Annotated in this window: 20 protein-coding genes; 12 read left to right on the top strand and 8 right to left on the bottom strand. The window is 28.9% G+C overall.

From position 1 onward, the window contains the following. The first annotated feature begins 113 nt into the window (after nucleotides 1-113). Genes asnS through pip form a run of 7 tightly spaced genes read left to right on the top strand, consistent with a single transcriptional unit; the run spans nucleotide 114 to nucleotide 8,634 of the window. Complete coding sequence (gene asnS / locus ACSH40_RS02905) at nucleotides 114-1,457, top strand: asparagine--tRNA ligase (RefSeq protein ID WP_438341500.1); 1,344 nt, start codon at nucleotides 114-116, stop codon at nucleotides 1,455-1,457. 5 nt (nucleotides 1,458-1,462) lie between these two features. Further along, nucleotides 1,463-2,458: a glycosyltransferase family A protein gene (locus tag ACSH40_RS02900; protein ID WP_438341499.1), complete on the top strand. Its 996-nt coding sequence runs from the start codon at nucleotides 1,463-1,465 to the stop codon at nucleotides 2,456-2,458. After that, the gene (locus ACSH40_RS02895; protein WP_438341498.1) at nucleotides 2,458-3,132 is read left to right on the top strand and encodes an RDD family protein; all 675 of its coding nucleotides are present in this window, start codon (nucleotides 2,458-2,460) and stop codon (nucleotides 3,130-3,132) included. The genes ACSH40_RS02900 and ACSH40_RS02895 overlap by 1 nt, the downstream gene beginning before the upstream one ends. 16 nt (nucleotides 3,133-3,148) lie before the next feature. Beyond that, nucleotides 3,149-5,332 carry an ATP-dependent helicase gene (locus ACSH40_RS02890; RefSeq protein WP_438341497.1) on the top strand — a complete coding sequence of 728 codons (2,184 nt, stop codon included), beginning with the start codon at nucleotides 3,149-3,151 and terminating at the stop codon, nucleotides 5,330-5,332. Between the two features lie 2 nt (nucleotides 5,333-5,334). After that, complete coding sequence (locus ACSH40_RS02885; protein WP_438341496.1) at nucleotides 5,335-6,858, top strand: hypothetical protein; 1,524 nt, start codon at nucleotides 5,335-5,337, stop codon at nucleotides 6,856-6,858. Continuing rightward, nucleotides 6,851-7,699, top strand: coding sequence for a DegV family protein (locus tag ACSH40_RS02880; RefSeq protein ID WP_438341495.1), 849 nt, complete (start codon nucleotides 6,851-6,853; stop codon nucleotides 7,697-7,699). Before ACSH40_RS02885 ends, ACSH40_RS02880 begins: the two co-directional genes overlap by 8 nt. Beyond that, on the top strand, nucleotides 7,699-8,634 hold the full coding sequence (gene pip / locus ACSH40_RS02875; protein ID WP_438341494.1) for a prolyl aminopeptidase: 936 nt from the start codon (nucleotides 7,699-7,701) through the stop codon (nucleotides 8,632-8,634). The genes ACSH40_RS02880 and pip overlap by 1 nt, the downstream gene beginning before the upstream one ends. Before the next feature lie 70 nt (nucleotides 8,635-8,704). Here the strand turns inward: pip and ACSH40_RS02870 are convergent, their stop codons facing one another. Together ACSH40_RS02870 and ACSH40_RS02865 are read right to left on the bottom strand one after the other, a co-directional pair. Beyond that, nucleotides 8,705-9,604: a nucleotidyltransferase gene (locus ACSH40_RS02870; RefSeq protein ID WP_438341493.1), complete on the bottom strand. Its 900-nt coding sequence runs from the start codon at nucleotides 9,602-9,604 to the stop codon at nucleotides 8,705-8,707. Then, on the bottom strand, nucleotides 9,604-11,817 hold the full coding sequence (locus ACSH40_RS02865; RefSeq protein ID WP_438341492.1) for a hypothetical protein: 2,214 nt from the start codon (nucleotides 11,815-11,817) through the stop codon (nucleotides 9,604-9,606). The genes ACSH40_RS02870 and ACSH40_RS02865 overlap by 1 nt, the downstream gene beginning before the upstream one ends. A gap of 244 nt (nucleotides 11,818-12,061) precedes the next feature. Between ACSH40_RS02865 and mnmE the strand changes: the two genes are divergently transcribed. Beyond that, nucleotides 12,062-13,393, top strand: a complete 1,332-nt coding sequence (gene mnmE, locus ACSH40_RS02860) for a tRNA uridine-5-carboxymethylaminomethyl(34) synthesis GTPase MnmE (RefSeq protein ID WP_438341491.1) — start codon at nucleotides 12,062-12,064, stop codon at nucleotides 13,391-13,393. Beyond that, complete coding sequence (rlmD, locus tag ACSH40_RS02855; RefSeq protein WP_438341490.1) at nucleotides 13,393-14,706, top strand: 23S rRNA (uracil(1939)-C(5))-methyltransferase RlmD; 1,314 nt, start codon at nucleotides 13,393-13,395, stop codon at nucleotides 14,704-14,706. Before mnmE ends, rlmD begins: the two co-directional genes overlap by 1 nt. Nucleotides 14,707-14,769: 63 nt before the next feature. On the opposite strand, the gene ACSH40_RS02850 is transcribed toward rlmD, so the two are convergent. Further along, on the bottom strand, nucleotides 14,770-15,504 hold the full coding sequence (locus tag ACSH40_RS02850; protein ID WP_438341489.1) for a hypothetical protein: 735 nt from the start codon (nucleotides 15,502-15,504) through the stop codon (nucleotides 14,770-14,772). Between the two features lie 610 nt (nucleotides 15,505-16,114). Then, nucleotides 16,115-17,080, bottom strand: a complete 966-nt coding sequence (locus tag ACSH40_RS02845; RefSeq protein WP_438341488.1) for a hypothetical protein — start codon at nucleotides 17,078-17,080, stop codon at nucleotides 16,115-16,117. A 912-nt stretch (nucleotides 17,081-17,992) separates the two neighbouring features. Between ACSH40_RS02845 and ACSH40_RS02840 the strand changes: the two genes are divergently transcribed. The 3 genes from ACSH40_RS02840 to ACSH40_RS02830 all read left to right on the top strand — a co-directional run bounded on the left by ACSH40_RS02840 (nucleotide 17,993) and on the right by ACSH40_RS02830 (nucleotide 19,878). Further along, nucleotides 17,993-18,445 carry a type IV toxin-antitoxin system AbiEi family antitoxin domain-containing protein gene (locus ACSH40_RS02840; protein ID WP_438341487.1) on the top strand — a complete coding sequence of 151 codons (453 nt, stop codon included), beginning with the start codon at nucleotides 17,993-17,995 and terminating at the stop codon, nucleotides 18,443-18,445. Nucleotides 18,446-18,632: 187 nt separating this feature from the next. Beyond that, a complete protein-coding gene (locus tag ACSH40_RS02835; protein ID WP_438341486.1) occupies nucleotides 18,633-19,040 on the top strand; it encodes a type IV toxin-antitoxin system AbiEi family antitoxin domain-containing protein in 408 nt (135 codons plus the stop codon). Next, nucleotides 19,033-19,878, top strand: a complete 846-nt coding sequence (locus tag ACSH40_RS02830; protein WP_438341485.1) for a nucleotidyl transferase AbiEii/AbiGii toxin family protein — start codon at nucleotides 19,033-19,035, stop codon at nucleotides 19,876-19,878. Before ACSH40_RS02835 ends, ACSH40_RS02830 begins: the two co-directional genes overlap by 8 nt. Before the next feature lie 94 nt (nucleotides 19,879-19,972). On the opposite strand, the gene ACSH40_RS02825 is transcribed toward ACSH40_RS02830, so the two are convergent. From ACSH40_RS02825 to ACSH40_RS02810, 4 genes are read right to left on the bottom strand one after another with little or no spacing between them, the layout of a single operon-like run. Then, nucleotides 19,973-20,356, bottom strand: coding sequence for a hypothetical protein (locus ACSH40_RS02825; RefSeq protein WP_438341484.1), 384 nt, complete (start codon nucleotides 20,354-20,356; stop codon nucleotides 19,973-19,975). Next, entirely contained in the window at nucleotides 20,340-21,137 is a 798-nt protein-coding gene (locus tag ACSH40_RS02820; RefSeq protein ID WP_438341483.1) for a hypothetical protein, read from the bottom strand. Before ACSH40_RS02820 ends, ACSH40_RS02825 begins: the two co-directional genes overlap by 17 nt. Beyond that, nucleotides 21,130-24,546, bottom strand: a complete 3,417-nt coding sequence (locus ACSH40_RS02815; RefSeq protein ID WP_438341482.1) for an AAA domain-containing protein — start codon at nucleotides 24,544-24,546, stop codon at nucleotides 21,130-21,132. Before ACSH40_RS02815 ends, ACSH40_RS02820 begins: the two co-directional genes overlap by 8 nt. Then, the gene (locus ACSH40_RS02810) at nucleotides 24,536-24,904 is read right to left on the bottom strand and encodes a hypothetical protein (protein WP_438341481.1); all 369 of its coding nucleotides are present in this window, start codon (nucleotides 24,902-24,904) and stop codon (nucleotides 24,536-24,538) included. The genes ACSH40_RS02815 and ACSH40_RS02810 overlap by 11 nt, the downstream gene beginning before the upstream one ends. Between the last annotated feature and the right edge of the window lie 60 nt (nucleotides 24,905-24,964).

The following is a 24,964-nucleotide window of genomic DNA, read 5'->3' as shown; positions in this document are numbered from 1 at the left end:
CGGATTTTCCGTGTTTTTTTTTCATTCCACACTCACTACAAGAGGCTTTTGTAACTATATTTTGGTAAAATTATAAATATTAACATATTTATTTAATGGTTAAAGGATAAAAGATGACAATAAAAAAATTATATGATTCACTCCAACAACATGATGGTAAACACTTTGCAATTAAAGCATGGGTGGCAACAAATAGAGGAAATAAAAAAATAAGATTTATCGAAATTAATGATGGAAGCACAGTGCAAAACTTACAAGTTGTACTAAACGAACAAAATGTTAATCTAGATGAAGTTGAATCAGCAAGAAGTGGGGCTGCTATTGAGGTAAGTGGAACATTAGTTCTAACACCACAAGCAAAACAACCTGTCGAACTTAAAGCTGATTCTTTTAAATTGCTTGCTAACGTTGACGAAGACTATCCAATTCAAAAGAAAGAAACAACATTAGATTTTTTAAGAGAAGTTCCACACTTAAGACACAGAACAAATCTACTTAAAACTGTTATGTTAATCCGTTCAACACTAGCTCAAGAAGTACACGATTACTTTAGAAATCATGACTTCGTTTATGTAAATAGTCCCATTATCACTTCGAATGATGGAGAAGGTGCTGGGGAACTTTTTGTTGTTGACGACGAGAATGAAGACATGTTTTTCAAGCAAAAAGCAACACTGGGAGTAACTGGACAATTGCATGCTGAATCTTATGCCCTAGGGTATAAGAATGTTTATACGTTCGCTCCTACATTTAGAGCTGAAATGTCACACACATCACGTCATGCCGCTGAATTCTGAATGATTGAACCTGAATGTGCTTTCTATGATTTAAATAAAATCATTGATCTTGCTGACGATTTATTAAAAACAGTTATCAAAAAAACAATTGCAAAACATCCTGCTGAGTTTGAATTCTTGACTAAAAATGTTAAAGCTGATCTTCTTGACACATTGGATAAATTCATTAATACTAAATTAACAAAACTTGAATATCGTGAAGCTTTAAAAATTCTTGAACAAAACAAAGAAAAATTTGAAGAGCAAAACTTTGCTTTCGGTACTGACTTAGCTTCAGAGCATGAAAAATTTCTTTCTTCAGAAATTATTGGTGGGCCTGTGGCAGTTATAAACTACCCAAAACAAATCAAAGCATTTTACATGTATCAAAACCCAGACAACGAAACAGTGGCTGCTTTTGACTTGCTAGTTCCAGGAATTGGTGAATTAGTTGGTGGATCACAAAGGGAAACAAATTACAACAAATTGTTAAATAGAATGAATGAACTAAATATGAATATTGAACCATTGCAATGATATTTAGATTTGCGTAGATTCGGTGATGCTCAATCTGCAGGTTTTGGAATTGGTTTCGAAAGATTAGTAATGTATGTAACTGGAATGTCTAATATTCGTGATGTTATCCCTTACCCAAGAACAACTGGAAACTTGAAGATGTAGGTTTTATGTTAGAAATAATTATTCCTATTTACAACCCAGACAATTCAGTTCATGAAATCTTGAAACAAGTTTATAAACAAAATTCGCGGAACTTTTCAGTTTCAATAGTTATTGATAAACCAACAGATGAACACTTGGTAGCGATTAATGAAGCTCTAAAAAACTTTGATGCAAACAAAATAAAGTTAGTTATTAACTCAAAGCATCAACCTTTAAATTCAGTCATTTATGAAGCTTTAAAACAAAGTGATAAACCTTATTCTTACATTTTGTTTTCAAACACTGAATTGGATGAAGACTTCGTTACAAGAGTAACAAAGGCAATTAAGAAATCACAACAAGCAGACATCATTGAGTTCAAAGCGGTTTATCGAGGTCTAGTGCGCCATGATGCACCCACAAAACCATTTGAAGAAAAAACTATTAATTTAAAGGAGAATTGAGAACCATTGATAGTTACTTCTCCTGTTGTCTTCAATAAAGTTTTTTCTAACAAACTTGCATTAAGTATCTACGAAAACAATAAAACATTAAAATCTACAAACAAACAATACTCAATCGATATTACAGTTAACGCTTTTTTAAAAGCAGCAACATATTTTTACACATCAAGCATTGAAGTTAGAGATTGAAACTACCAACTTGCTAACTTGAATGTTAAATCAATCAATCTTGAATGAAAACAAATTTTGAACCAAACAAAAGAAGCAAGTGATGATTTAAAAGATGCTTTGAACTTGCTACACATTATTCACTATCGACTTTTTCTAGCAGGATACATTGGTTTCATAAAACAATGAAAAATGTTCATCGTTCTAGGAAAAACATTGAAAACACAAAACATTAAAGATGTGCTAGCAAAAGAGTTGGCTGCTATTTATGGTTCAAATCCTGACTTAACACAAAATCGTTACTTTGCTTGATACAAATGATCTGCTTTAATCGATCCTAAACTTGTTGACGAAAAATACTGATCTGATATTTTTCACAAAATTTACTAATGGCACAAAATGAAATAGTAACAACCAATAAAAAAGTTGGTTTTTGAATTAGATTCACCATAACATTCTCAGATCTATTTGTTTTCTTAATCTTCTTATTCGCAATAACTTTCGCAATGATAAGTCCAGACAAAAACAATGTTAGTTTTAGACAAAATTACTTGTATTACGTTTGACTAAGTTTAATAATAATCTTTATTTTTAGCTGATGAATATTAATTCCATTCCTAACTAAAGGTCAAACAGTGATAATGTGAATTTTCAGAGTCAAAATCATTCCAAAAAAGAAAAAACAAAATCTTTTTCTTGCTTTACTGTCAAGACAATCATTCGGAGCAATTTTTTGAATAATCGTAATGTGGGCTTGAATGATTTTAATAAGTCCAGAAAGTTTTGAACAAGTAGCATTCCAAAGAAAACATTTAACTGAACTACCACCAATAACTAGAGCCTTCGTCACCTTTCCTTTATCACTAACATCATTAGCATTATTGATTGAAGTTATGTTCATCCTTTCGGTTGCTAAACCTAACAAAATAGGATGAAATGACTCACTATCGCAAACATACACAGTTTACAAAAACAAATACACTACTGAAAGAATTAGTAGTTGAGATCAAAAGTCTGTAAAGCCAAAAAGCAGACCCTTACCTGACATAGACATTCAATTTTAAGACTAGGAGGTTTTGAATGAGTACAGAACATCTCGATTTGACTATGCTTAATGAAAAGCAGCTAGAAGCAGTAAAACACACCCAAGGACCACTGAGATTAATTGCTGGGGCAGGTAGTGGTAAAACTAAAGTTTTAACTACCAAAGTAGCCTACTTAATTAAAGAAAAAGAAATTGTTCCGTCAAAAATTTTGGCCGTTACTTTTACTAAAAAGGCAGCAGATGAAATGCTGGATAGAGTTGTGCGGATTATCGGCTCGAGTGAAGAACATCCACACGTTTCTACTTTCCATAGTTTATGTGCCAAAATTTTAAGAAGTGATATCCATGTAATGGGTATACCGAATGATTTTAAGATAATTGATGACCCTGAGCAAAGGCAAATTTTAAAATTAGTCTATGACAAACTCGATATAACTAATGAAGATTACACTTATGATTCTGTGCTTTCTTATATTTCTAAAGAAAAAGTCTCACTAAGAAAACCAAAACATAGTCTTGAAAATGCAGAAGATAAAAATGATTTAAGACCAACAATTTATAAAGAATACGTTGAATATCTAAAGAGAGGTAAAGCTTTAGATTTTGATGATTTGCTAGTCTATGTACATGATCTATTCCATAATCCTAAATATGAAGCTACTCGTCACAAATGAGAATCTAAATTTGATTATGTCTTAGTTGATGAGTTCCAGGATACAAGTCACGTTCAGTATGGTATTGTAAAAGTTTTAGCTAAAAAAGGTGACATTACAATAGTTGGAGATCCTGACCAAACTATTTATTCTTGAAGAAATGCTGATATTAATATCATTATTAACTTCGAAAAGGATTTTCCAAACGTTACAACTATATTGTTAGAAAAAAATTATCGTTCAACTAAAAAAATTCTTAATGCTGCTAATAACTTAATTTCATACAACTCATTAAGAATTAAGAAAAAACTTTACACCGACAATGAAGAAGGTGAAGACATTGAATTCAATTGTGGTTTCAGTGATGAAGATGAAGCGCGTTGAATATCAATGAAAATCAATGAACTAAAGAAAAACCGTGTGCAACTTAAGAATATTGCTATCATTTATCGTGCAAATTCTTACTCACGTGCAATTGAAGGTTCTTTAATCAATGACAACACTAATCACTATGTTGTTGGTACACAAAGATTCTATGAACGTGAAGAGGTTAAAGATGCCCTAGCCTACCTTCAACTAATTTATGCTCCTGATGATTTATCTTTACAAAGAGTTATTAACAAGCCTGCTAGAGCGGTTGGTAAGGAAACAGTACGTAAACTTTATGATTTTTCACTGCAAAAAGATGTTTTAATGTTTACGGCTATTGAAGAACATATTAAAGAAATTTACGAAACACTGAAAATTAATATGAAAACAATGAAAGGTCTTGCTGATGTTGTTAATAAAGTTAGATGAGCAAGAACTCAAATTTTTAAACACAAACAAAAACCTACACTAATTCTTAGAAAATTAATGTACGACGAATTAAAATACTTTGAATCGTTAAAGGTACAACCTGAAACACTGGAAGCAAAAGAAGAAAACTTCAATGCTTTAATTAATGCTATTGACGCATGAGAAGAACAAAACAAAAACAAAGAATTAACCGACTACTTACAAGAAGTTGTTATTTTAGGTAATGAAAAGCCTGGTGGAGATCCTTTAAGTTCTGTTGCTTTAATGACAGTACACAATGCTAAAGGATTAGAATTTGACTACGTTTTTGTTGCTGGTTTAGCTGAAGGAGTCTTTCCTAATGCGCGTGCTCTTAATGTTAAAAACAATGACTCCACAAAGAAAAAAGGTTTATTGTTTAATAAACTATCTTCAGAACAGATTGAAGCACTAGAAGAAGAAAGACGTCTGGCTTATGTTGCTTTTACACGAGCTAAAAAGAAATTGTTCTTAAGCTTTTCAGCAGCAAGAAATGGACAAGAAAGTCGTTTTATTAGTGAAGCGGGTGTAAAAGGTGGAAAAAGAGGTATTCATATTGCCTCAATGTTTGCGAAAAGTGAAACCGAAGATACAAATAATCTTATTGAAGGTGACTCAATCATTCACTCTAAATTTGGAGAAGGAAAAGTTCTTCAAGTGCAAGGTGATGTAATACATGTTAAATTCCAAGGTGACGGAATTAAAACACTAAACAAAACTCACCCATCTATCCGCAAAAAAGAAGATTAATCATGAATTTTGGTTATTTAATTGTGGTACTAATTATTTGTTTGGCAGCACTTGGAATTATCATTTACTTTTGTTATTACAAGTTTATTGTCAACAATAATGCCACTGTTTCTTTTACATTTGACTTTGAAGAAAACAGGGTAAAACTTTTAGCTTCAGAAGTTAATAAGAAAAATAAAACTAGAATTTTTCATAATAAAAACTTAACCCGCGGATATTGAATATCATTTGAGGATTTTAGTAAAAGTTTTGTTACAGAGAGTGCTCGCTTATGTGTGAATTCACTTGCAAACTTTTTAGACAACAACAAAAATATTGATATTGTTTTAAATCTTAAAAATGTCACAGACAAAGAAAAATATCAATGTCGTTTAATGATTGAAAAGTTAGCAACAAAATCAAAAACTGTAGGTGTTATTGCTTGAAAAAAAGTTTCTAAAAGCCACAAAACTAATATTTTCTTTTTACGTAAGCCATTTGAGTTTATGGAAATGAACAAATCGCTCAATTTTGTTGTTTTGCTAGGCGAGCACCAGTACTCACAAAGAGCGAATGTACTGAACTCAATATACAAAAGACTGGCTAAATTTCACAACATAAACTATGTTTTTTATAGACAATATAATGCAATTGTACTAAGTGTTGTTCCTAAAAGTCAAGTAGTTAGCAAAAAGGTACACAAGTATTTTGTTGCTAAAATGCAAGATTTAGTAAATCAAAAGAAGTGTCAAACAGTTATTTTTGTTGATGCACACTTTGACTGCAGTCTATTGAGTGGTCAAATTCTATTGGACTACTTAACTCTATTAGGAGCAAAGCACGACAATTTTTATCAAGTAAAAGTGCAAGATTTTGACGAAAATGTTATTTATGAATTTACTTCAGCTTACAAGAAAACGCAAGCCCTTGTTGAAAAGAAACTAATAATAGAAGATCAACATTTAGTTATAGACACACAAAATCAAATTGTTGCAATGAAAATTGATTCTGAGTTGCAAAGTTTAGATAACTACAGTAGTTTAATTCTTAATACATCATCATTAAAGACAAATTACTACAATAATATTTTTCCACTTGATGAGGACAATTTTGACAAAGTTAAGTTCGTTTCCTTCAAAGATAGTGAATATGTTTTTTTAAGGGATAGTACAATTCCTTTAATAGAACCTACAAAACAGAAACTAATTTGCTTTTTAGAAAGTGAAGAATTATCAGAACAAGTCATTAAAAGAATGAATGAATTTAAACAACGTAACATTGAAACGTATTGAGGTTTTGTTGAAATTAACACAACTTTTTACTCAATGATCAGTAACTATCCAACTGAATATGTTTTCATTTCTAAGAAAATGACTAACATGTTTAATGACAATAACATTTTTCTAAAATTCATGAGCTTTTTGGAATATGCTAAGAAACGTAACATTAAGGTTGTAATTGAGGATTTTAATAAAGACAAATTTTTAGCAAAAATACTAAAAGTGAACAAGGACGTTTTGCTAACAGAAAGGATAACTAATGACTAAAATAGGAGTAGTATTAGACTCGTATTCGGGGTACACAAAAGACGAATTAAAAGAATATGGTTTTGAATTTTTACCACTTCAAATAAATATTAACAATAATAATTATTTAGAGGGTATAGAGATTGACAAGGTTGAAGTTCTTTTGAAATTAAGAGAAAAAAAAGAAGCCAAAACTTCACTTCCGCCTTTCTTATATATGGAAAATTTGATGAAAGAATTAGACTCTAAGTATGATAAAGTTGTAATTCTTCCTATTAATAGTAACTTATCAAGTGAATGTGGTTATCTTCAAACGATTGCTGCCGATATTAACAAATCAAAATTTATTATTTTTGACAATAATTTTAATGGCGAGCAATATTTATGAATGGCACAAAGAGCAAAAAGCATGCTTGAAAATGGCAAATCAGATGCTGAAGTTATTAAGTTTTTAAAAGAATATAACGAAAGCTCGTTAAATTTCATTGTTCCTGCTTCATTAGATCCATTTATTAAAGGTGGAAGATTAAAGGGAGCTAAAAAGATTTTAATGACTTCTCTAAAGCTGGTTCCTTTACTTAAAAATCAAGATGGAGTTACTGTTGATGGAGTAAAGAAAACTCACAAATCGGCTGTTGTAAAAGTAGTAGAAAAACTAATTGAATTCATTGGTGGTGAAAAAAATATTCAATTTTATGATTTTTGAATATTGCAAACCGGGGACGGACAATTAATAGATTTTGCTAATGAAACATTAGCTAAGTATTCAATTGTGCCTGTTTTCACTCGTTTAGCTTCTTCTTCAACAATGATTCACGCTGGAATAGACTCAATTTCAATAGGAGTTTCGAAAAAATTATAATGTTTTATGAACACAACGAATTTGAAGAATACCAGCTAGAAATTGATGGACATACAGTTAACTATCAGGTTTCTGGCAAAAAGAATGGTATACCAGTAATTTTTGTTCACGGTGGTCCAGGTGGCGGCACTAGTCGTGATGATTGCAAATATTTTGATCCTAAATATTATCGTGTTATTCTTTTTGATCAGCGTGGTTGTGGTAAAAGTTTACCAGCAGCTAAAATAGAAAACAACACAACTCAAGATTTAATAAATGACATGGAACAAATTAGACAGCATTTGCAAATTGAAAAATGAATTCTGTTTGGTGGTTCTTGAGGTACAACCTTGAGTCTTTTATATGCTCAGACTCATCCTGATAAAGTAATAGAAATGGTGTTAAGGGGAATATTTTTAGGTCGTCAAAGTGATTTAGAGTGATTGTATGGTGCAAATGGAGCAAGTAATTTCTTTCCTCGTGATTATGAAATTTTTACTCGTTTTGCCGAAACAACCGATGTAAAAACTCTAATTAGTTTCTACTATGAAAAAATCAAACTTCCTGACATGCGTAAATCTTTCGTAGCTGCAAAAAAATGAGCAGATTGAGAAAATGGTCTTGTTACTCTCGTTCCAGAAAGAAGAGACATCGCTAGAGTTCAGGATACAATAAATTTTTCACTAATGGAAACTCATTATTTTGCTAACAATTGCTTTATAGAAGAAAACCAAATTTTAAAAAATATGCACCGAATTAGACTGATACCAACAACTATTGTTCATGGAAGATATGATGTTGATTGTCGTCTTTCTGGAGCTTATGAATTAGCAAAACAATTGAAATTTGTAGACCTACAAATAATTGAACAAGCAGGACACTCTTCTAGGGAAAAACCTATTGCTAAAGCACTTTTGGAAATAATGGACAAATTAAAGAAAAAGATAATTTATTAACACTCGTTTTGAGTGTTTTTGTTTTGTTTTTTTAAACAAAAAAAAGCACAAAGGGCTTTCTCTGTGCTTTCTATTTTTTGATATCTAAAAAAATATATAAAAGAATTCTTTGAATTCTAGTTTTTGTATAGCGTCTACTTGTGCAAGCATCAACAAAAGCATCGAAATCAGTAATATTTGAGTGTTTTTTGAGTAAATTTTCAATGCCTTCACTTACTAATTTATGTTCAGCAAGTATTTTTGGATCTGTGTCTATTATTTTTTGTCTGATTGAGCTAAAATGATTTTTCAATCTGTCTGGTTCTTCATAAAAAACAACAGGAGTGTATTTTTTATAATCTTCGTTTTTATCAAAAATCATCTCTCTTATTTTTGAAGCACTGGCAAAATTTTCTTTCGTTTCTAAAGAATGAAAACCTATGGTCCTTTTCATACAAAATGCTTCGATTTTATAGTTATTTTCTACTATCTGTTTAACGTACTCTAAACCTAAAATATCGTTGGGTAGCACAAAGTTTTCTCCATTTATTTCTTTTAACGCTTCAGCAGATGCCCTTACAAATGAATAACCTTGTTTGAGTCAAAATTTAACGTTTGTATTATATTGTTCTTTGTTGTTTTTTAAAGTTCTGGCAGCTTTATAAAATGATTCAATATTATCTGTTTCGCTACCAAAAAACAATTTGTCAATGTTATTCTGAGCTATTAATTTTACTGCTCCATGAGCAAAAATGTGTGCTGCTTGGGTTGAAGAATCAAAGTCTAGAGCAATAACTTTACTAGCACCATATTTTAATGCGTATGTCTTTCTTTGTTCAAAATCCATAACATTAAAATCGCCTCTTTGTGTATAGTTGGAACTCAATATTATAACTATTTCATCATTAGGAAATAGTTCTTTAGCTTTTTTTAATTGATAAATGTGGCCATTATGAAAGGGGTTGTATTCTGCAATTATTGCTACTGCCATTAACTAAATTCCTCCACTGAGAATAGGAGAGTGTCTTGATTTACATCACTAAATTTTTTACTATGGTGACTAATTATTTTTTGGTTATTTTTACTTTCAATCGAAAGCAAAATTCTTAAAGATTTGCGAGCAAAAATATTTTTTTCAAAGCTAAATTCAAGAAGTTTGTTTCCTTGATGAACAAAAGAGTTGGGAATTTGTTTAAAAATTGTGTATTTATTCAAATCACCTTTAAACAAAATTTGCATTTTTATTGTGAAATTATCATTTTTTATCGTTATTTCGTTTGTTACATTATTGAACGATTCCACCATTCCTGATATTTGGCTGTTTATTTTGTTGCCAAATTTAGATAAACTAAACTCTCAAGTGTTTGCATTCAATTGAGCAACTTTACCCGCAACTGGAGAAGAAATGAAAAATTCTGTTTTTCTTTCTTTGTTGTCAAAATTTAGCTCAATTACTTCTTTATTTTCAATGTCATAAACTCCAGTCATGACTTGGGTTTCGCTATAGTTGGATTTTTCTAAATTGTATTTTTGTGTGTCTTTTTTAGTGTTAGACGTGTTATTTATTCAAAATTCTTGAGTCGGTATTGAGTCTTCAAGATTAATGGGTTGTTTTTGTTTGGAATTTCTTGATTCGAAGATGATTGATACATCCATTGACTTACAATTACCCATTCCTGGTGTAAAAGGCTTTGTTTTCAAAGCAAAGAAGTAAAATCCTATTGCTATTAATAAACCAATTAGTAACGCAAAGATAAATATAAATGCAATTCCTGTTTGATTCTGTGTTCTAGCTGCTATATTGATATATTCAAAGAAGCCATAATTACTTGTTTCTGCACTCAAGCCAATTCTAGCTATTATTAATTGCATTATTGGTGAAATCAAATAGAAAATAGCAATGTACATTAGTGGGCTTGACATTAAAACAATTAGTGTTATTGTGTATTCTGTACCTATGAAAAATGAACCAAGAACTGAAGCAATTACAACTTGAGTTGTGAAAATTATTTGATCTTTGTCGGTTAATAAAATCATTACGATTCCTAAAAATGGAATAACGAATAATGAATTTAATAAAGTGGCTACATTGAACTTACCGAACATTAAATTGAATGCTTGCTGGGTGCTAGGATCAATAAAATACACTGAATTTGACTGGTTTTTTCATCAGGCAGATGAATTGTGATTGAACTGATTTATATTAAATAAAAATGAATTATCTAAAGTTGTTATTAACTCTTTTTTATTTAAATTGCTATTCAACATATTGAACAATTGTTCTTTTGTTGTTGCAAAATCTAAATTGGAATTAAGTAATGTTTTGTATGTTTCAATGTTTTTAGTAGAGGAATCAATAACTTGTTGTGGCTGATTGTTAATTATTACTCATACTTGTTGATTGAGATCAAAATTAACTGTAGTGAAATCGCTCACAAGTGATTTATTCATTCCGAACGGTATCAAAATTTGCTCTAATAATCCCACAACAAAAGAAGCTGATGTTTTTGTGCTAAACCTATTATTCTTTAGCGATGAAAGACTTGTTGCAAAAAAACCCATAAATAATAGGTGAATAAAAATTAGAACAAAAACAAGCATTGGAGCAAAATACATTACAACACGATTGAAATTTATGTACTTAAAGGTTTTGTGCTTTTCGGTTTTGTTTAAACAAAATCCAATTAAGTAACCTGTCAAAATAGCGTCAATAAAATTAAAAGAAAATCCTTTTATTTCACTAATTCCTAAAAAATTATTAATATAAGACGAATTTATGTTTTTGTATCACAATACTTGATAAATTCCGTCTGTTGATGTTTTATGTATAAAAAGCGTTTGACTAAAACAAAATACAACTCATATTATTATTGAGCTAAATGTTGCTAAGACAAACTTTTTGGAATAATACATTGCAATACTGATTGTTATTGTTAAAGGAAACAATTCTAAAAGAAATTTAGATAAAGTTTCCAACACTTTAATTCATTCTGGAACAAACGAATAATTGATTTTAATTAAATAATTTTCTTTTGTAATGACAAAAATGGCATAAAAAATAGAAAACACTGACAAATATGCAAAAGGCAGTAACAAAAGTCTTAAAATGCTACCCATTTTTGTTGAACGAAGGTAAAAGAATTTCTTCCATTTACTACTTTCAATATTTATTAATTGTGTTTTAGAGCTTTTAATTCAATTCATGTCCTAAATTATAAAAAAATAACTATATTTTTACTCAATGTCAATAACTCTTAGTTACAAACATTTTTTTGACAATATTTTTTTATAAAAAATATCTTTACACAAGATTCTTTTTGAGTTTTGTAAGTTAAAAACAGAGTATATAAATATTATTAAATAAATAAAACAAGAAAACAAATAAGATCAAAAAAAATCAAAAAACTAAACTTAAAATAAACATTAAATAATTTAAAATTTATTTATTATGTGAGATACAATAACGGCAATTAGTTCAGGAAAAATTAATCAAGCTGTTTCTATTATTAGAATTTGCGGTCCTGAAGCAATAAATATTATTAAAAAAATTTTTAGAGGTAAAGAAGGTAAAAATAAGGAAATAACTTTTGGATCAATATTTGATGGCAATCAAAAAATAGATGAAGTTTTAGTAGCATGATTTCCTGGAACACAAAACTATATAGGCGAAGATACTGTGGAAATTAATGCTCATGGTGGAGTTGTGGTTTCAAATATGATTTTGGAATTAATTTTAAGACATGGTGCAAGAATTGCGGATCCTGGTGAATTTAGTAGAAGAGCATATTTAAATGGCAAAATCGACTTAATTAAAGCAGAGGCTATAAATGATTTGATTCATGCAAAAAGCGAAAAACAAGTTAAAATGAGTGTTAATAAGTTTGATAATAGGCTTTCAAACAAAATAACTGCTTTTTTGAATGAAATCGAGTATTTAATTGGAAATTGTGAAGTTAATATTGACTACCCAGAAATAACAGATATTGAAGTTTTAACAAATGAAACTCTTTTACCAAAAATTAAATCTTTAATCAAAGGTATAGACGAATTAATAAAAGTTAGCTCTGATGCACAGAAAGTTTATGAAGGGATAAAAGTTGCTATTGTAGGAAGACCGAATGCCGGGAAATCTTCATTGCTTAATTGTTTATTACAAGAAGAAAAAGCGATAGTAACTGAGATAGCAGGAACTACTCGGGATGCGATTGAGGCACAATTTCAATTAGACGGAGTTTTGTTTAATCTTATTGACACTGCGGGTATTAGAGACACTGAAGACATAGTGGAAAAAATTGGTATTCAAAAAGCAAAGCAAACCATTGAAAAAAGTGATCTTGTTATTCACGTTGTTGACCAAAAAGAAAAATGAAATGAAATTGACGAACAAATTAAACAACTTGCCAAAGAGAAAATTTATTTACAAGCCTTAAATAAAACAGATTTAATAACAACTAATAAAATATCTCACGAACCTAATCAAGCTCTTATTTCGGCTAAAAACAACGAAATAGAGTCGCTTTTGGATTTAATCAAGCAGCAATTTGCGAACATTGATTTCAATAACCCTGATCTAATCTATAATACACGTCAACTTTCGTTGATTAAAAGCGCTAAAAATAATCTTTCCGACGCTTTAGATGCTCTTGAACAAGGTTTTGGTACTGAAGTTATTGTTGTTGATTTGACTGAAGCATGAAAAGCAGTTTCAAGCATTATTGGAAAAGGCAAAGAAAGTGATTTGCTTGACTCAATATTTTCAAACTTTTGCTTAGGTAAATAATGTATAAAATAAACGAAATACTCACAAATATACACACAACAGAGTTCAGTTATGAAGGTTTAGGTGTGTATCGGACAGAAAATTATGCTATTTTTGTTTTCGGGATGCTAGAAGACGAAGTGGCGGACATTCAAATTACTAAAGCTAATTCTCGTTTTGCTTTTGCTTCAGTAGTTAGATTAATAAAAGCTAATCCTAAAAGAATAGAAATTAACAATAAAAATCTAGTTACAAGTGGTGTAGCACCGCTTGCAATTTTAGATTACCAAGATCAATTAAATTTCAAGCAATCAATAGTTGAATATCTATTCAAAAGACAGTTAGATTTTACTGATATCAATAAAATTCAGGCAAGTGATAAAGAGTGAAACTATAGAAATAAAATAGTTGTATTTGTTAAAGATTTTGAGTTAGGTTTTTATAAAAAGAATAGCCATGAATTCATAAAACAAACATCATTTGATTTAGCAAGTGAACCAATAAATAAATTTTTGCAATATTTAAATCCGCTAATTAAAAAATATAAATTAACAAATATTAGTAGAATTGTTGCACGAAGTTCAGATATAGACAATTTTCTACAAATCGTCTTTGTCAATAAAATAAAGAAAGAATTGCCACAAGATTTCATACAAAAAATTACGAATGACTGGCTAAATGTTGTTTCAATCGTTAGCAGCATAGAAGACACAAAAAACAAAGACAATCTTGTTGGAACCGATCTAAAAACACTGATAGGAACTGATTTTTTGACACAAAAGTTAGAAAATTTCGAATTCAATATATACCCACACTCATTCTTTCAAGTAAATACTCAACAAGCTGTTTTGATGTATAAAAAAATGATTGATAAACTCAATCTACAAGAAGGTGACAAAGTTATTGACATGTATTGTGGTGTTGGAACAATAACTTCATTTATATCTAAAAAAGTCAATAGAGTTTATGGTATCGAAAATATTAAACAAGCGATCGTTAATGCTAACGAAGCTATGAAAACAAACAAACTAAACAACATTGAATTTATTCTGGGCGACGCTTCAAAAGTAATCAATAATCTTAAATTATCAGATTTCAATGTAATCACACTTGATCCACCACGAGCTGGATTAAGTCAGGAAGTTATAGACTATATAATAAAAGCAAACCCCTCAAAAATTGGATACATCAGTTGTAATGTTCATACATTAGTGAGAGATTTGGTTAAATTGAAAGATTATTATGATATTGAGTTTGTACAACCTTTCGATATGTTTCCGCAAACTCACCACATTGAAATCGTTGTCACACTATCTAAAAAAATAACTCAATAAACCAAGGAAAGGATTTATTCTTTTTTATCTTGGTTTATTTTTTTTTTTTTTTTTTTGATTTACTTACTTGACTATCAAGGAAAGCAAAAAAAAACGATCAATATATGCTTCGTCCAAGAAATTGCAAGCAAAAGAAATTAAAATTTTTGCTTTTTCTTGTCTGTTAAGATCTAATTTTCATATTTTTGTTTTGTTAACAAAACTCAATACTCTATAGGCATAAATTGAAATTGACGAATATACTCGTCTATACAAACCAAAATTTAGATTGATTTTTTCTCAATTTGTGCAATAACGTGCTCATTTACTAAATTTATGCTCTATCTTTTTCAAATATTCATCTTTAACAAATAAAGATAAATATTTTCTGAAATCCATATTCAATATTTCATTTTTATCGAAACACTTATAAATTTGTCCGTTTTTTATTAAATATCTAATTTGAAGTAAAATAGGAATCCAAAGAAGAAGACTAACAATATAAAAAGGTAAAAAGATACAAGCAAAATTAAAGCAACTTACATTACCTATGAAAATCATTTTTTTCAATTGCCCATGAAAAACAATCATTAATATAGATGAGACAAACAAAAGAACAGTATTAAAAATTACAAGACTTATAGCGGAAATATACTCACTCTTCGAAATTCATTTGTTTTTTCGAAAAAATTTACTGATAAGTAACAATAAAGGTACAAAAAGCAAAATACAACCAAAAACAGCAAGTTCTATACAAAAGATCTCTGGCAAAAGATTTCGTTTTGAACTTAAAGTTAAATCATAATTCATGTTTTTCATATAATCTCTTTCTTGTGTGATTGGGTATAAACTATACATTTGAAATATTAGAGTAACAAAAAAAAAAAAAAAAAACTTAACATCTAGAATGTTAAAGAGACATTTATTAATCACTAATGTATATCATTTAATAAATGTCGATTTAAAAGTATTGAAATACTCGAAAAGTGATTAATATCAAAATGTTGCAATAAAATATAACTCTATCATGTAGCCTTGGTTAAGTCTCAGTTGTAGATATATTTAAAAAATGTAAATACTCATTTGTGAATAATTAATAATAATAAAGTAATAATGAAAGAAAACATAAAACAAAAATGTTGTAACCAAAAAATACAAGCATATTCAAATAACTAAGTTTCAGTGATTTTTTATGTTTACAAAATAAAATAAAAACACGCGTAACAAGCTAACAAAAACAACAAAAAAAAAAAAAAAACGGAATTACAACAAAATTTATTGATACAAAAAACCTGATTTAATATTTATTTTGTGCTTCTTACAAAGTAAAATTGCAAAATGCATAAAGGCAATTGCCCTAATAGACATTAACATATAAAAAAAGCGAGATAGGAATTATTGGTTCTGCCCGCTTTATTTAAGTTGTTAATTAACCAAGATTATCAATTTTGGTATTATTCTTTATTGTTCTCACATATCAACCTTTGATACTATCATTAACTTTTTGTAGACCCATCAATCTAAGTTCGAACTGTGATTTATTTATTAAATCATTTACATTGAAAATCTCTCCAGTTTTTATGTTTTTAATAACTAAATTCTTACCACCATAACCTTCTTCTGAATAATTACCGTACTGTTTGGTTTCATCTATAACAACCCATCTAACTTTGTCTAGATAATTCTTACTTATTTTATTCAAGTTTTGTATTTCATTTCTAATTTCACTTACTAAACTATTTATTTCATAGAATTTTTGAAATTCACTTACAACATCTTTAATATCAAGTCCAAAAGAAATGGTAGAAAGTGCTAGTGATCCTATTTTTGTTCCTATTTGCGCAATTTCAATGTTAGATAAAGAAGCTAAGTTGCTAATTTTTTCAAAAATAGATTTGTTCAAAACATTTCCAAATATTAAGGATGCCGCTCCATTTTTAAGCGACGAACTTTGTTCTTCAGCCAATTTGATAATGTTATTAATATTGTTCATTCTCTTGCTCACGGCAATGTCGATACCAAGAGAAATTGCACCGCAAATCCCTGCAAACCATCCTGCAGTAGTAGCAACAGCTGCTAGCGGGGGAAATAAAAAAGAACCAACAAAGGATGCGACGGAGATTCCGGCAGCAACAGCTGCGGCTGTTTTAATAGCGATTGAGGCTTTAATTAAACCTTGATTCAAATTGCTCAAAGCATCTTTTTGAGAAACCAAATATTTTAATTTTGTGTTTATTTCAATAAGCTTTAAATGTATGTCTTTAGAATTTTGACCTATATCACTGCTATCGAAATTTATTGAATACCCTTTTTCTTTATCTATAATTACGGAATCTTTTACTTGCAAATCTTTCGATGGTTTTCAAGTAGAAGCATTGTTTATATTAGAGAGCATGGAATCTATTGATTTTTTTTTACTTTGCTAAGCATATTTTTTTCTTCCGAAGCCGAAATAGTTTGAATTTCTATACCTTCATTAGAAAGTATGCTTTTTACATGTGAAACAATTTTTGACAAACTTTTATTTGTTATTTTTTTGTTGCTTCTTTGTTCATTTAGTACATCAGTTATATAGCTGTCACTTTTAATTTTTTCAATAAATCTTGTAATTTTATCATCTTGTTTAACTAAATTGATATCTTCTTTGTTATTGATAGCATTATTAGTAATTGTTACTGTGCAGATATAGGATCTTGTATAAGTGGATTAATTTGTAATGGGGTTGCTACCGCATTTAAAATATCGAGCTTTTTCATATATTCTTCCTTCTTGTGTAATAATTTTGCATCAATATTATATTTAATTTCAGAAGGTAAAATTACAAGTTTTTTGAAATTTTAAAGGACGAAAAAAACAAAAAAATTAAAAGACTTTTTAAGTAAAAAAAACAAGTAAAAAGACTGAATTATTGGCATTTTTTTGAGTTTTAAGTAAAAGAAAATAACCTTAAAATTTTACCCATAACACTTATAATGGGTGAAATTTAGAAATGAAATAAAAACACATAAACATTAATATTTACCAAAAGTTAAACTTTAAAATAAACATATTTAAAAACAATTTTACAATTCAAAATTCAGTCTTTTTAAAACACATTTATCAGCTATCTTATTTTTACTTATACACGAAAATTGTTTAGTACAAAAATCATTATATGCTTAATAATTCTTACAAATTGGGTTGATTTTTACATATAAGAGACAGTTTGTTACGCAAAAAACAATAAAAATAAATTTATTAATTTAAAATTTAAATATCTAAAAAACTCTTTAACTTTTGTTTTTTAAAGAGTGAAAGTGACAAAATTATGAAAACAAGACTGACAAAAAAATTAGATTTTTATAAGACTGCCTCAAAAAGTAATAACATCATTTTCTCACACTCATCAGCCGTCAATCTCCTTAAAAATGAAGATCCAGTTCGTGTATTTGAAATTACTGTTCCGCAAGGTTACAATGTTATTCACATTACAAAAAAATATAAAAATGTCAAAGTTCATTATGTAAAAAAAGAAATTTTCGATTTTGGAATCATCGAAAAAGAGATTTCTGATAATGTGAAAATTAAGTTTTATAACTGAGAGAGAACATTTTGTGATTTAGTTAAAGCAAAATTTAAAAATGGAAGTACTTTTTTTACTTCAATAATTGAAGACTACTTTATGAGTACAAAATTCGATTCCAATCTTTTGCATAAAACAGCGAAATTTTTAAAAATCGAAAGTACACTCAGTGAATTAACCAGACTATGAATTTATTAGGGATAACATATGGAAAAACTATTTAATTTTTTAAACGAGAATAACTTCGTTAATTCTAATGATTTAAAAAGCTTGAATATAAGCCAACGAAAAATTAGATATTTAGAAAAAAAGTATTGTAGAAAGAATTAAAAAAGGTATTTACAAAGAAAAAGATTTACCTTTTAGTGTTTATAAAGAAATTTCATTGAACAATAACATTATTTTTTCTCACGCTACCGCGCTTAGTTTTCATGATTTATCACTAAGAGAACCTTTAAGATATGACATTACAGTCATGCAAGGCTATAATGCAAAACATATAATCAAAAAGCACGGAAATGTTGACGTTCATTATGTAAAAAAAGAGATTTTTGAATTAGGTATGTCAACAAAAAAAACCATTTTTGGTGATGCGGTTCCTTGTTATGATGTTGAAAGAACTATTTGCGATGTAATTAAATGACAAAAAAATATTGATCCTGAGATTTTTGCTCGTGCTATTTCAAAGTATTTTCAGAACAAAAATAAAAATTTAACCAAACTTCTGACATATGCAGAGAAAATGAATATTTTAAACAAAGTAAAGAGAGTATTAACATTTTTAAATGTATAACGAAAGTTCTGTTAAAGATAGGCTAAAAAATCTTGCAAAAAAGTTCAACCTTAGAAACGACGAGTTATTTTATATTTTTTTCATAGAAAGGTTCCTTGAAAGATTAGCTAAAAGTTCTCATAAAAAGAAATTTGTTATTAAAGGTGGGTTAATAATATCTTCAATAACTGGTATAGATAGAAGAACAATGAAAGACTTGGATGCATCAGTTATTGGAAAAAAACTAGGACTTAAAGAATTGGAAGTAATGCTATTAGAGATACTGAAAATTAGCTTAAATGATAGTGTAAAAATTGAGTTGGAAGAAATAAAGAAAACCAAATTTCATAACATTTTTCTTGGATACGAAGTTAAATTAAAATTCACCTTAGGAAAAATAACTAATAAAATAGTCTTTGATATAGTAATTAATGATGTTTTACTTGAAAGAGCGATAGATTTTGAATATAAAAGCATAATAGAAAACAAAGCAATTACTATTAATTCATACACAGTAGAAATGATTTTGGCCGAAAAACTCCAAACACTTTTATATCATGGAATTTTTAATACAAGAATGAAAGATTTTTACGATCTGCATATTTTGTGAAAATTAAAAGAAGAGGAAATAGATTTGAAAAAGTTATTTTTAACTCTCAAAGATGTTTGTATAAAAAGGCAAAAAGCTAACTTGCTTGATTCATGACAAATTATTTTAGAAGAGATTGAAACCAATGATGACATTCACTCTAAGTGAAATTTGTATAAGGACTTATATAGCTTTACTAAGAATTTAGAGTTTAAACAAATAATTGAGGAAATTAAAACCCTGCTGCAAAAAACCACATGTAAACAATAAGCAAGAATTAAAAACACCCCAGTATTTCTGGAGTGTAGAGGTGCAATTTATGTAACACCCGAAAACCAGGGTGTTTTTTGTTTGATAAGTAAATCTATTTATTAAAATTTTGCAAGTTTAAAACAGCACTAGCATTGCGAATTGAGTTTTCCAAATCTAAAACAAGGCTTTTGAATTCTTGCTCACTCAAATTGGAGTCTTTTAGTCCTTTCTCAGCTCTTTCAATACTTAATTGTAATTTTGACAAAAACTCTACAGGGAAATTGTTTGTTGTGTTAAGTTTTGCAAGATATTTTTCCTGGATCTCCTGAGCTTGTAAGAGCAGTTTTTCTATTTTAGTTTGTTTTTCTTTTTTATTTTTAGAAGAAATAGAAATAATTGAAACAGTGGTTATTATTGGAACAACAACTATCAATGCTCCTACAGCAAATAAAACTCAGAAGAATTTTCAATTAAATTTTTTAGCTTTTTTGCTCATTCGTTCAACTTAATTCTTTGGAGATGGTATTTGAATTTATTTGAATATAAGCCCCAATGTTTCTTGAATATTCGATGGTTCAAAAAACTAAAGGTACAACAATTTTGTTATTTGCTTCAATCTTTATGTCGCCATTAATGTAGAAAGACACACTTCGCGAGAACGATGTTTTAAATGAGCTAACAAAAGCATTAGCTTTTTCTTCCATGTTTTGAATTCCATTAATTCTCTCGACGACATCTTGCAAGGTTTCATTTTTTAAATCAAATACAGCACTAAATTTGAATGAATTTGCCTTTTCATCACTAATAAAAGTTGGTTCACTTTGTTCAAAGCCTTTTAGCTCAATATCAAAAAATTTATTATTTGCCCCGACCGTGAAAATCACTGAATTTGTTGAATCATTAATTCTTAAATTAAATATGTCATAGTCCATTTTTGGGTCGGCAAGTTTTACATCAAAATATTCATTTAACGTTTTATTGTCGAATTTTTTTGTTTTACTGAATTGTGCAACAAAATCTTTTGCTGAAATCTGACCTACATTTTCTTTAGGTGTGATATCTACATAAAAAGTTTTGATTTCTTTTTCATCATAAATTTTATTTTTGTATGAATAAAGTCTCCATTCATTGCCGTTTGCTCTTAAAACTATTGCTGATGTACCAACTGCAATAATGCAAATTCCCAAAGTTCCTCAAAGAATAAATTTGCGATATCTTTTGAAAAAACTTTCTTTCTTTTCAAAACCTAATTCAGGCTCATTGTTTCTTTTAAACATTTAACCCACCTTCTTCATCATCAAACGGATTTAAAGAAAACTCCTGTCCGCTACTGTTTGAATTAGACTCTTCACTTTGTTCATTAAATATATTGTGTGTTTCTGTTTCTTGACTCTGAATCTTAGCGAACTCTTCGTTTTGAATTTCAATCTCGTTTTGATCTTCAACTAAAATATCTTCAGTCTTATCCGTGTCAAAATATGCATTTTGTTGTTCGATTAGATCACTATTTTCAGTCTTTGTTGTGTCTATTTTCTTTTCTTTTTCTTTTAGAGTTTTAAAGTAGTTATTGATTGCTTCTCTGGCTTTTGTGATAAAAATGTCTTTGTTTACTTTTCATTCAATCTCATGAATTAAAACAATTGGATAATTTTTTGATTCTAAGAATTTTAGTTGATCATAGAATTTCAAATAAGCCTTTTCATTCCCACCGTATGAGTAATTGTCGATAACAAAACCTTGAATTATTCTATTTGTGTCATTATCAACAATAGCTAAATCTATTTTTTTTGTTCCAATTGAATAATCTAAATATAGTTGCAATGTAGGTCACTCACGAACTAGTGGATTCAGTGTTTTATATACTTCATTTAATAAATCCAAATTAACATCAATAACCGAAGTTTGAGTTCAATCTTCTTTTTTATCCATTTCAATGTAATTTTTCTTTTTTGCTTCACTTAAGTCTAAAAATCTCAATCATTCACGCAAGGTAATCAAGTCTTTAGATGAGTATTCATTTAACTTAATGTCATCAGCATAAATAGATTTAATAACAATCATTTTTTCTTTAGCTCTTGATATTGCAACGTTCAAGGCGTTTTTTCCGCCAGGACGAGCAACATAAGTTGATGAAAGGTTTGTGTTAGCATCATAAACAACACTAATAATTACTAAGTCTGCTTCATCACCCTGGATATTTTCAATGTTTTTTAAACTCAAACGCTCATCTTGTAAAGCTCTTTCTAGCTCTGGAAAATCAGAGAAAATTTTGTTAAAGATGTACTCTTGTTGCTTAACGTTGAAAACAAGCAGAATAATTTTTTTGTATTTATCTAGATTTTCCCTTACTTTTTGAATAGCGATATTTGCTTCTTTTTGGTTCAGTGAGTTGTCTCAAAATCCATCAGTTTGAATAACTTCAATTGTTTGTTCATCATTATCAATTTTGTAATCATCAACAACATCCAATTTTGAATCATAGAAAATTTTCGAACTAAAGGTCATCAAAGAAGCTCTTTTTGAACGATAGTTTTTGTCTAAAAGAATTTTGAAAACTCCTCTAGCAATAGCGTAATCTAATAAGCTTTCAATACTTCCTAAATCTTCATCATCTTCAACTGTGTATGAAGCACTAAATCATTTGGTGGGTTGCATTTGTTTGTCATCTCCTGCAAACACCTTACGTTTTGCAAGATAAAGAATTGGCAATCCTTTTTCAAGAAAAATTTGACTAGACTCATCCAAAATAGCATAGTCGATTTCGTTTTTGGTTCACATTGACAAATCAGTATCAGGAGTTGCAACAATAACCGGGAATAACTTTTTGATCATGTTTTTGTGCTTGTGGAAAAACTTGTAAGGTTTTAAGTTAGCACTTCTTACACTTAAAGCAAAATCACGATATTCTTTTTCTTCTTCTTTTGTAAAGTTAGACATTTTAGCAACGATTTTTTCAATTAACATTTTTGCTAAAACTTTCGATGTGTTAACTTCAAGAGTTTTGTTACGCAACTGAATTTTGTAGAAGAAATCAATCTTTTTCAACGCATCAATATCAACACTTTGAATGTTTTTTACTACACGATTAATATTAATTTTAAGTAAGTTAGGATTTGAAGCTAAAACCATAGCAGCATCCTTAATGTTTTTTGGATACATATTAATCAGTGAAAGCAGTTTATTTTGCTTCTTATTATTGTTTACTTCATATAGTTTTTTAACAATTTCATTGTAATCAGTGGTGTCAGATTTGAAGCTGTAATTTAGATAAGGGTCTAATTTTTTAAGATCCTCTAAGGTTTGTTCGTTAATCTCGGCATTAGCCATCCCTGAATATACATTAACTACTTTTTCATAATCTGGAATTGAACGAATTTCTTTTGCATAGTCAACATATCTTTTTTCTTCCTGAGTAAGAATTTCAATGTATGGCTCACTTGCATTTGAGTTAAAGTTCTCAATTTTGTTTAAAAAGTCGTTTAAAGGATCATAAAATTGATCAAGTTTCATATTTTTGTCATTTAGCAAGAAAATACAAAAAATAGACAATTCTTTAAGTCTTGTTCTCAACACTTCAAGGGCTGCTCTTTTTTGACTGACAACTAAAGCGCTTCTGTCACGAGCTAGAATATTAGCAATGATGTTTGTGATGGTTTGACTTTTCCCTGTACCTGGAGGACCTCAAATTATTGTATCTTGGTATAGAGCACTAACGGTTGCACAGTCTTGTGAAAAGTTTGTTTTCTGAATTTTGTAAAACTTGAAGTTTTTATTAAAAATAACATCATCGATTTTTTCACGATATTCGTTTTTGTTAAATTTAGTTGCCAAGATTTCATCAAGCTCATCGTTTTCAATAATTTTCTTCATTTGGTTTCATAAGTAACCACTTGACACATTGAAAAATCCTAGAATCAATCCTTCATGGAAAACAATGTTACGATCTAATTCATCAACAGAAATTTTTGGAATAGTATCTTTAAATTTTTCAGGAATTTTGAAAACTTTATTTCAAGAATTTCTGAAATCGTTGTAAACATCATAAATGGTTTTCTTAGTAAAATCGTACGAACTTGTGTCTAACGAATATCCAAATTGTTGCAAGAAAGCAACAAGTTTTGAGTTAATTTTAATTTCCGAAGCACTCTTTAAATAAACTTGTGAGTTTTTAATTTCAATTGTTACTTCTTTGAAGAACAAGGGTGCAAAAATGTCTTTTTTCTCAGTTCTTACTCCAACAAAGAAAAATCCAACATGCAAAGGTCAGATGTTTGTTTCAATATTGATGTCTTGTGCTTTTTTAAGGATTTTTTTTCACTTAGTAATTGATTTTTGATAACGATTTTCTAAATTGACAACTAACTCTTTTTTAGCAAATTCAAAATCACCATTCAGTAATGAATTGGCATTTTCAGGTAAGGGAATATTAAATTCTTTGAACGAGTCAGTAATTTCTTCAATTGTTTGTGCATTTTGAACTTTACGAATTAAATCTTTGTGCCCGAACTCATTAAATAAAATTTCAAAATCAGCTCTTGAACAAATCTTTTCGAAAGTTTTTTCACCATTCATTTTGAAGATATCAAAAAATCTTTCATTGTCAACCTGACAATAAAGTGAAGAGTCGTTATTGTTGATGTCTAAAAGGTTTGTAAGCAAAAAATCGTAATTGTGTTTATTTGACATTTTCAACCCTTTCCATAATTAATTTTTTAATATAAGCAGCGTTATTCCCGGTAACTAAACTTATAGAGGATGATGTTGCTACAACACCTGAAATTCCATCTAATTTTTTTATTTTTTCAATATCTATATCTTGGCGAACTTTAAAACCAATCTTAATCTTTTTGTTTGATGTTTCGACATTTAAAATATTCTTCTCACCACCCAAAAACAAAATAAGATCATTAATTGAAAAATCTATTTTTTCAGTAGTTGACAAGCGATCTTTAACTTCTTGTTGACGATATTTCTTTCATTTGAGTTTTATTAAACCTAGCGTGCAAATAATTAATGTGTAATATTTAATTTTATTTTTATTCATACTTAACCCCAAAGTGCTTAAATATAAGAAATTATAACAATTTAACGCTTGGGCTTCATT

Source organism: Mycoplasma sp. 3341 (genome assembly GCF_051549855.1).
Lineage (GTDB): Bacteria > Bacillota_I > Bacilli_A > Mycoplasmatales > Metamycoplasmataceae > Metamycoplasma.
The sequence above is the reverse complement of the archived record's forward strand: the minus strand, read 5'-3'. Positions and strand labels throughout refer to the sequence as shown.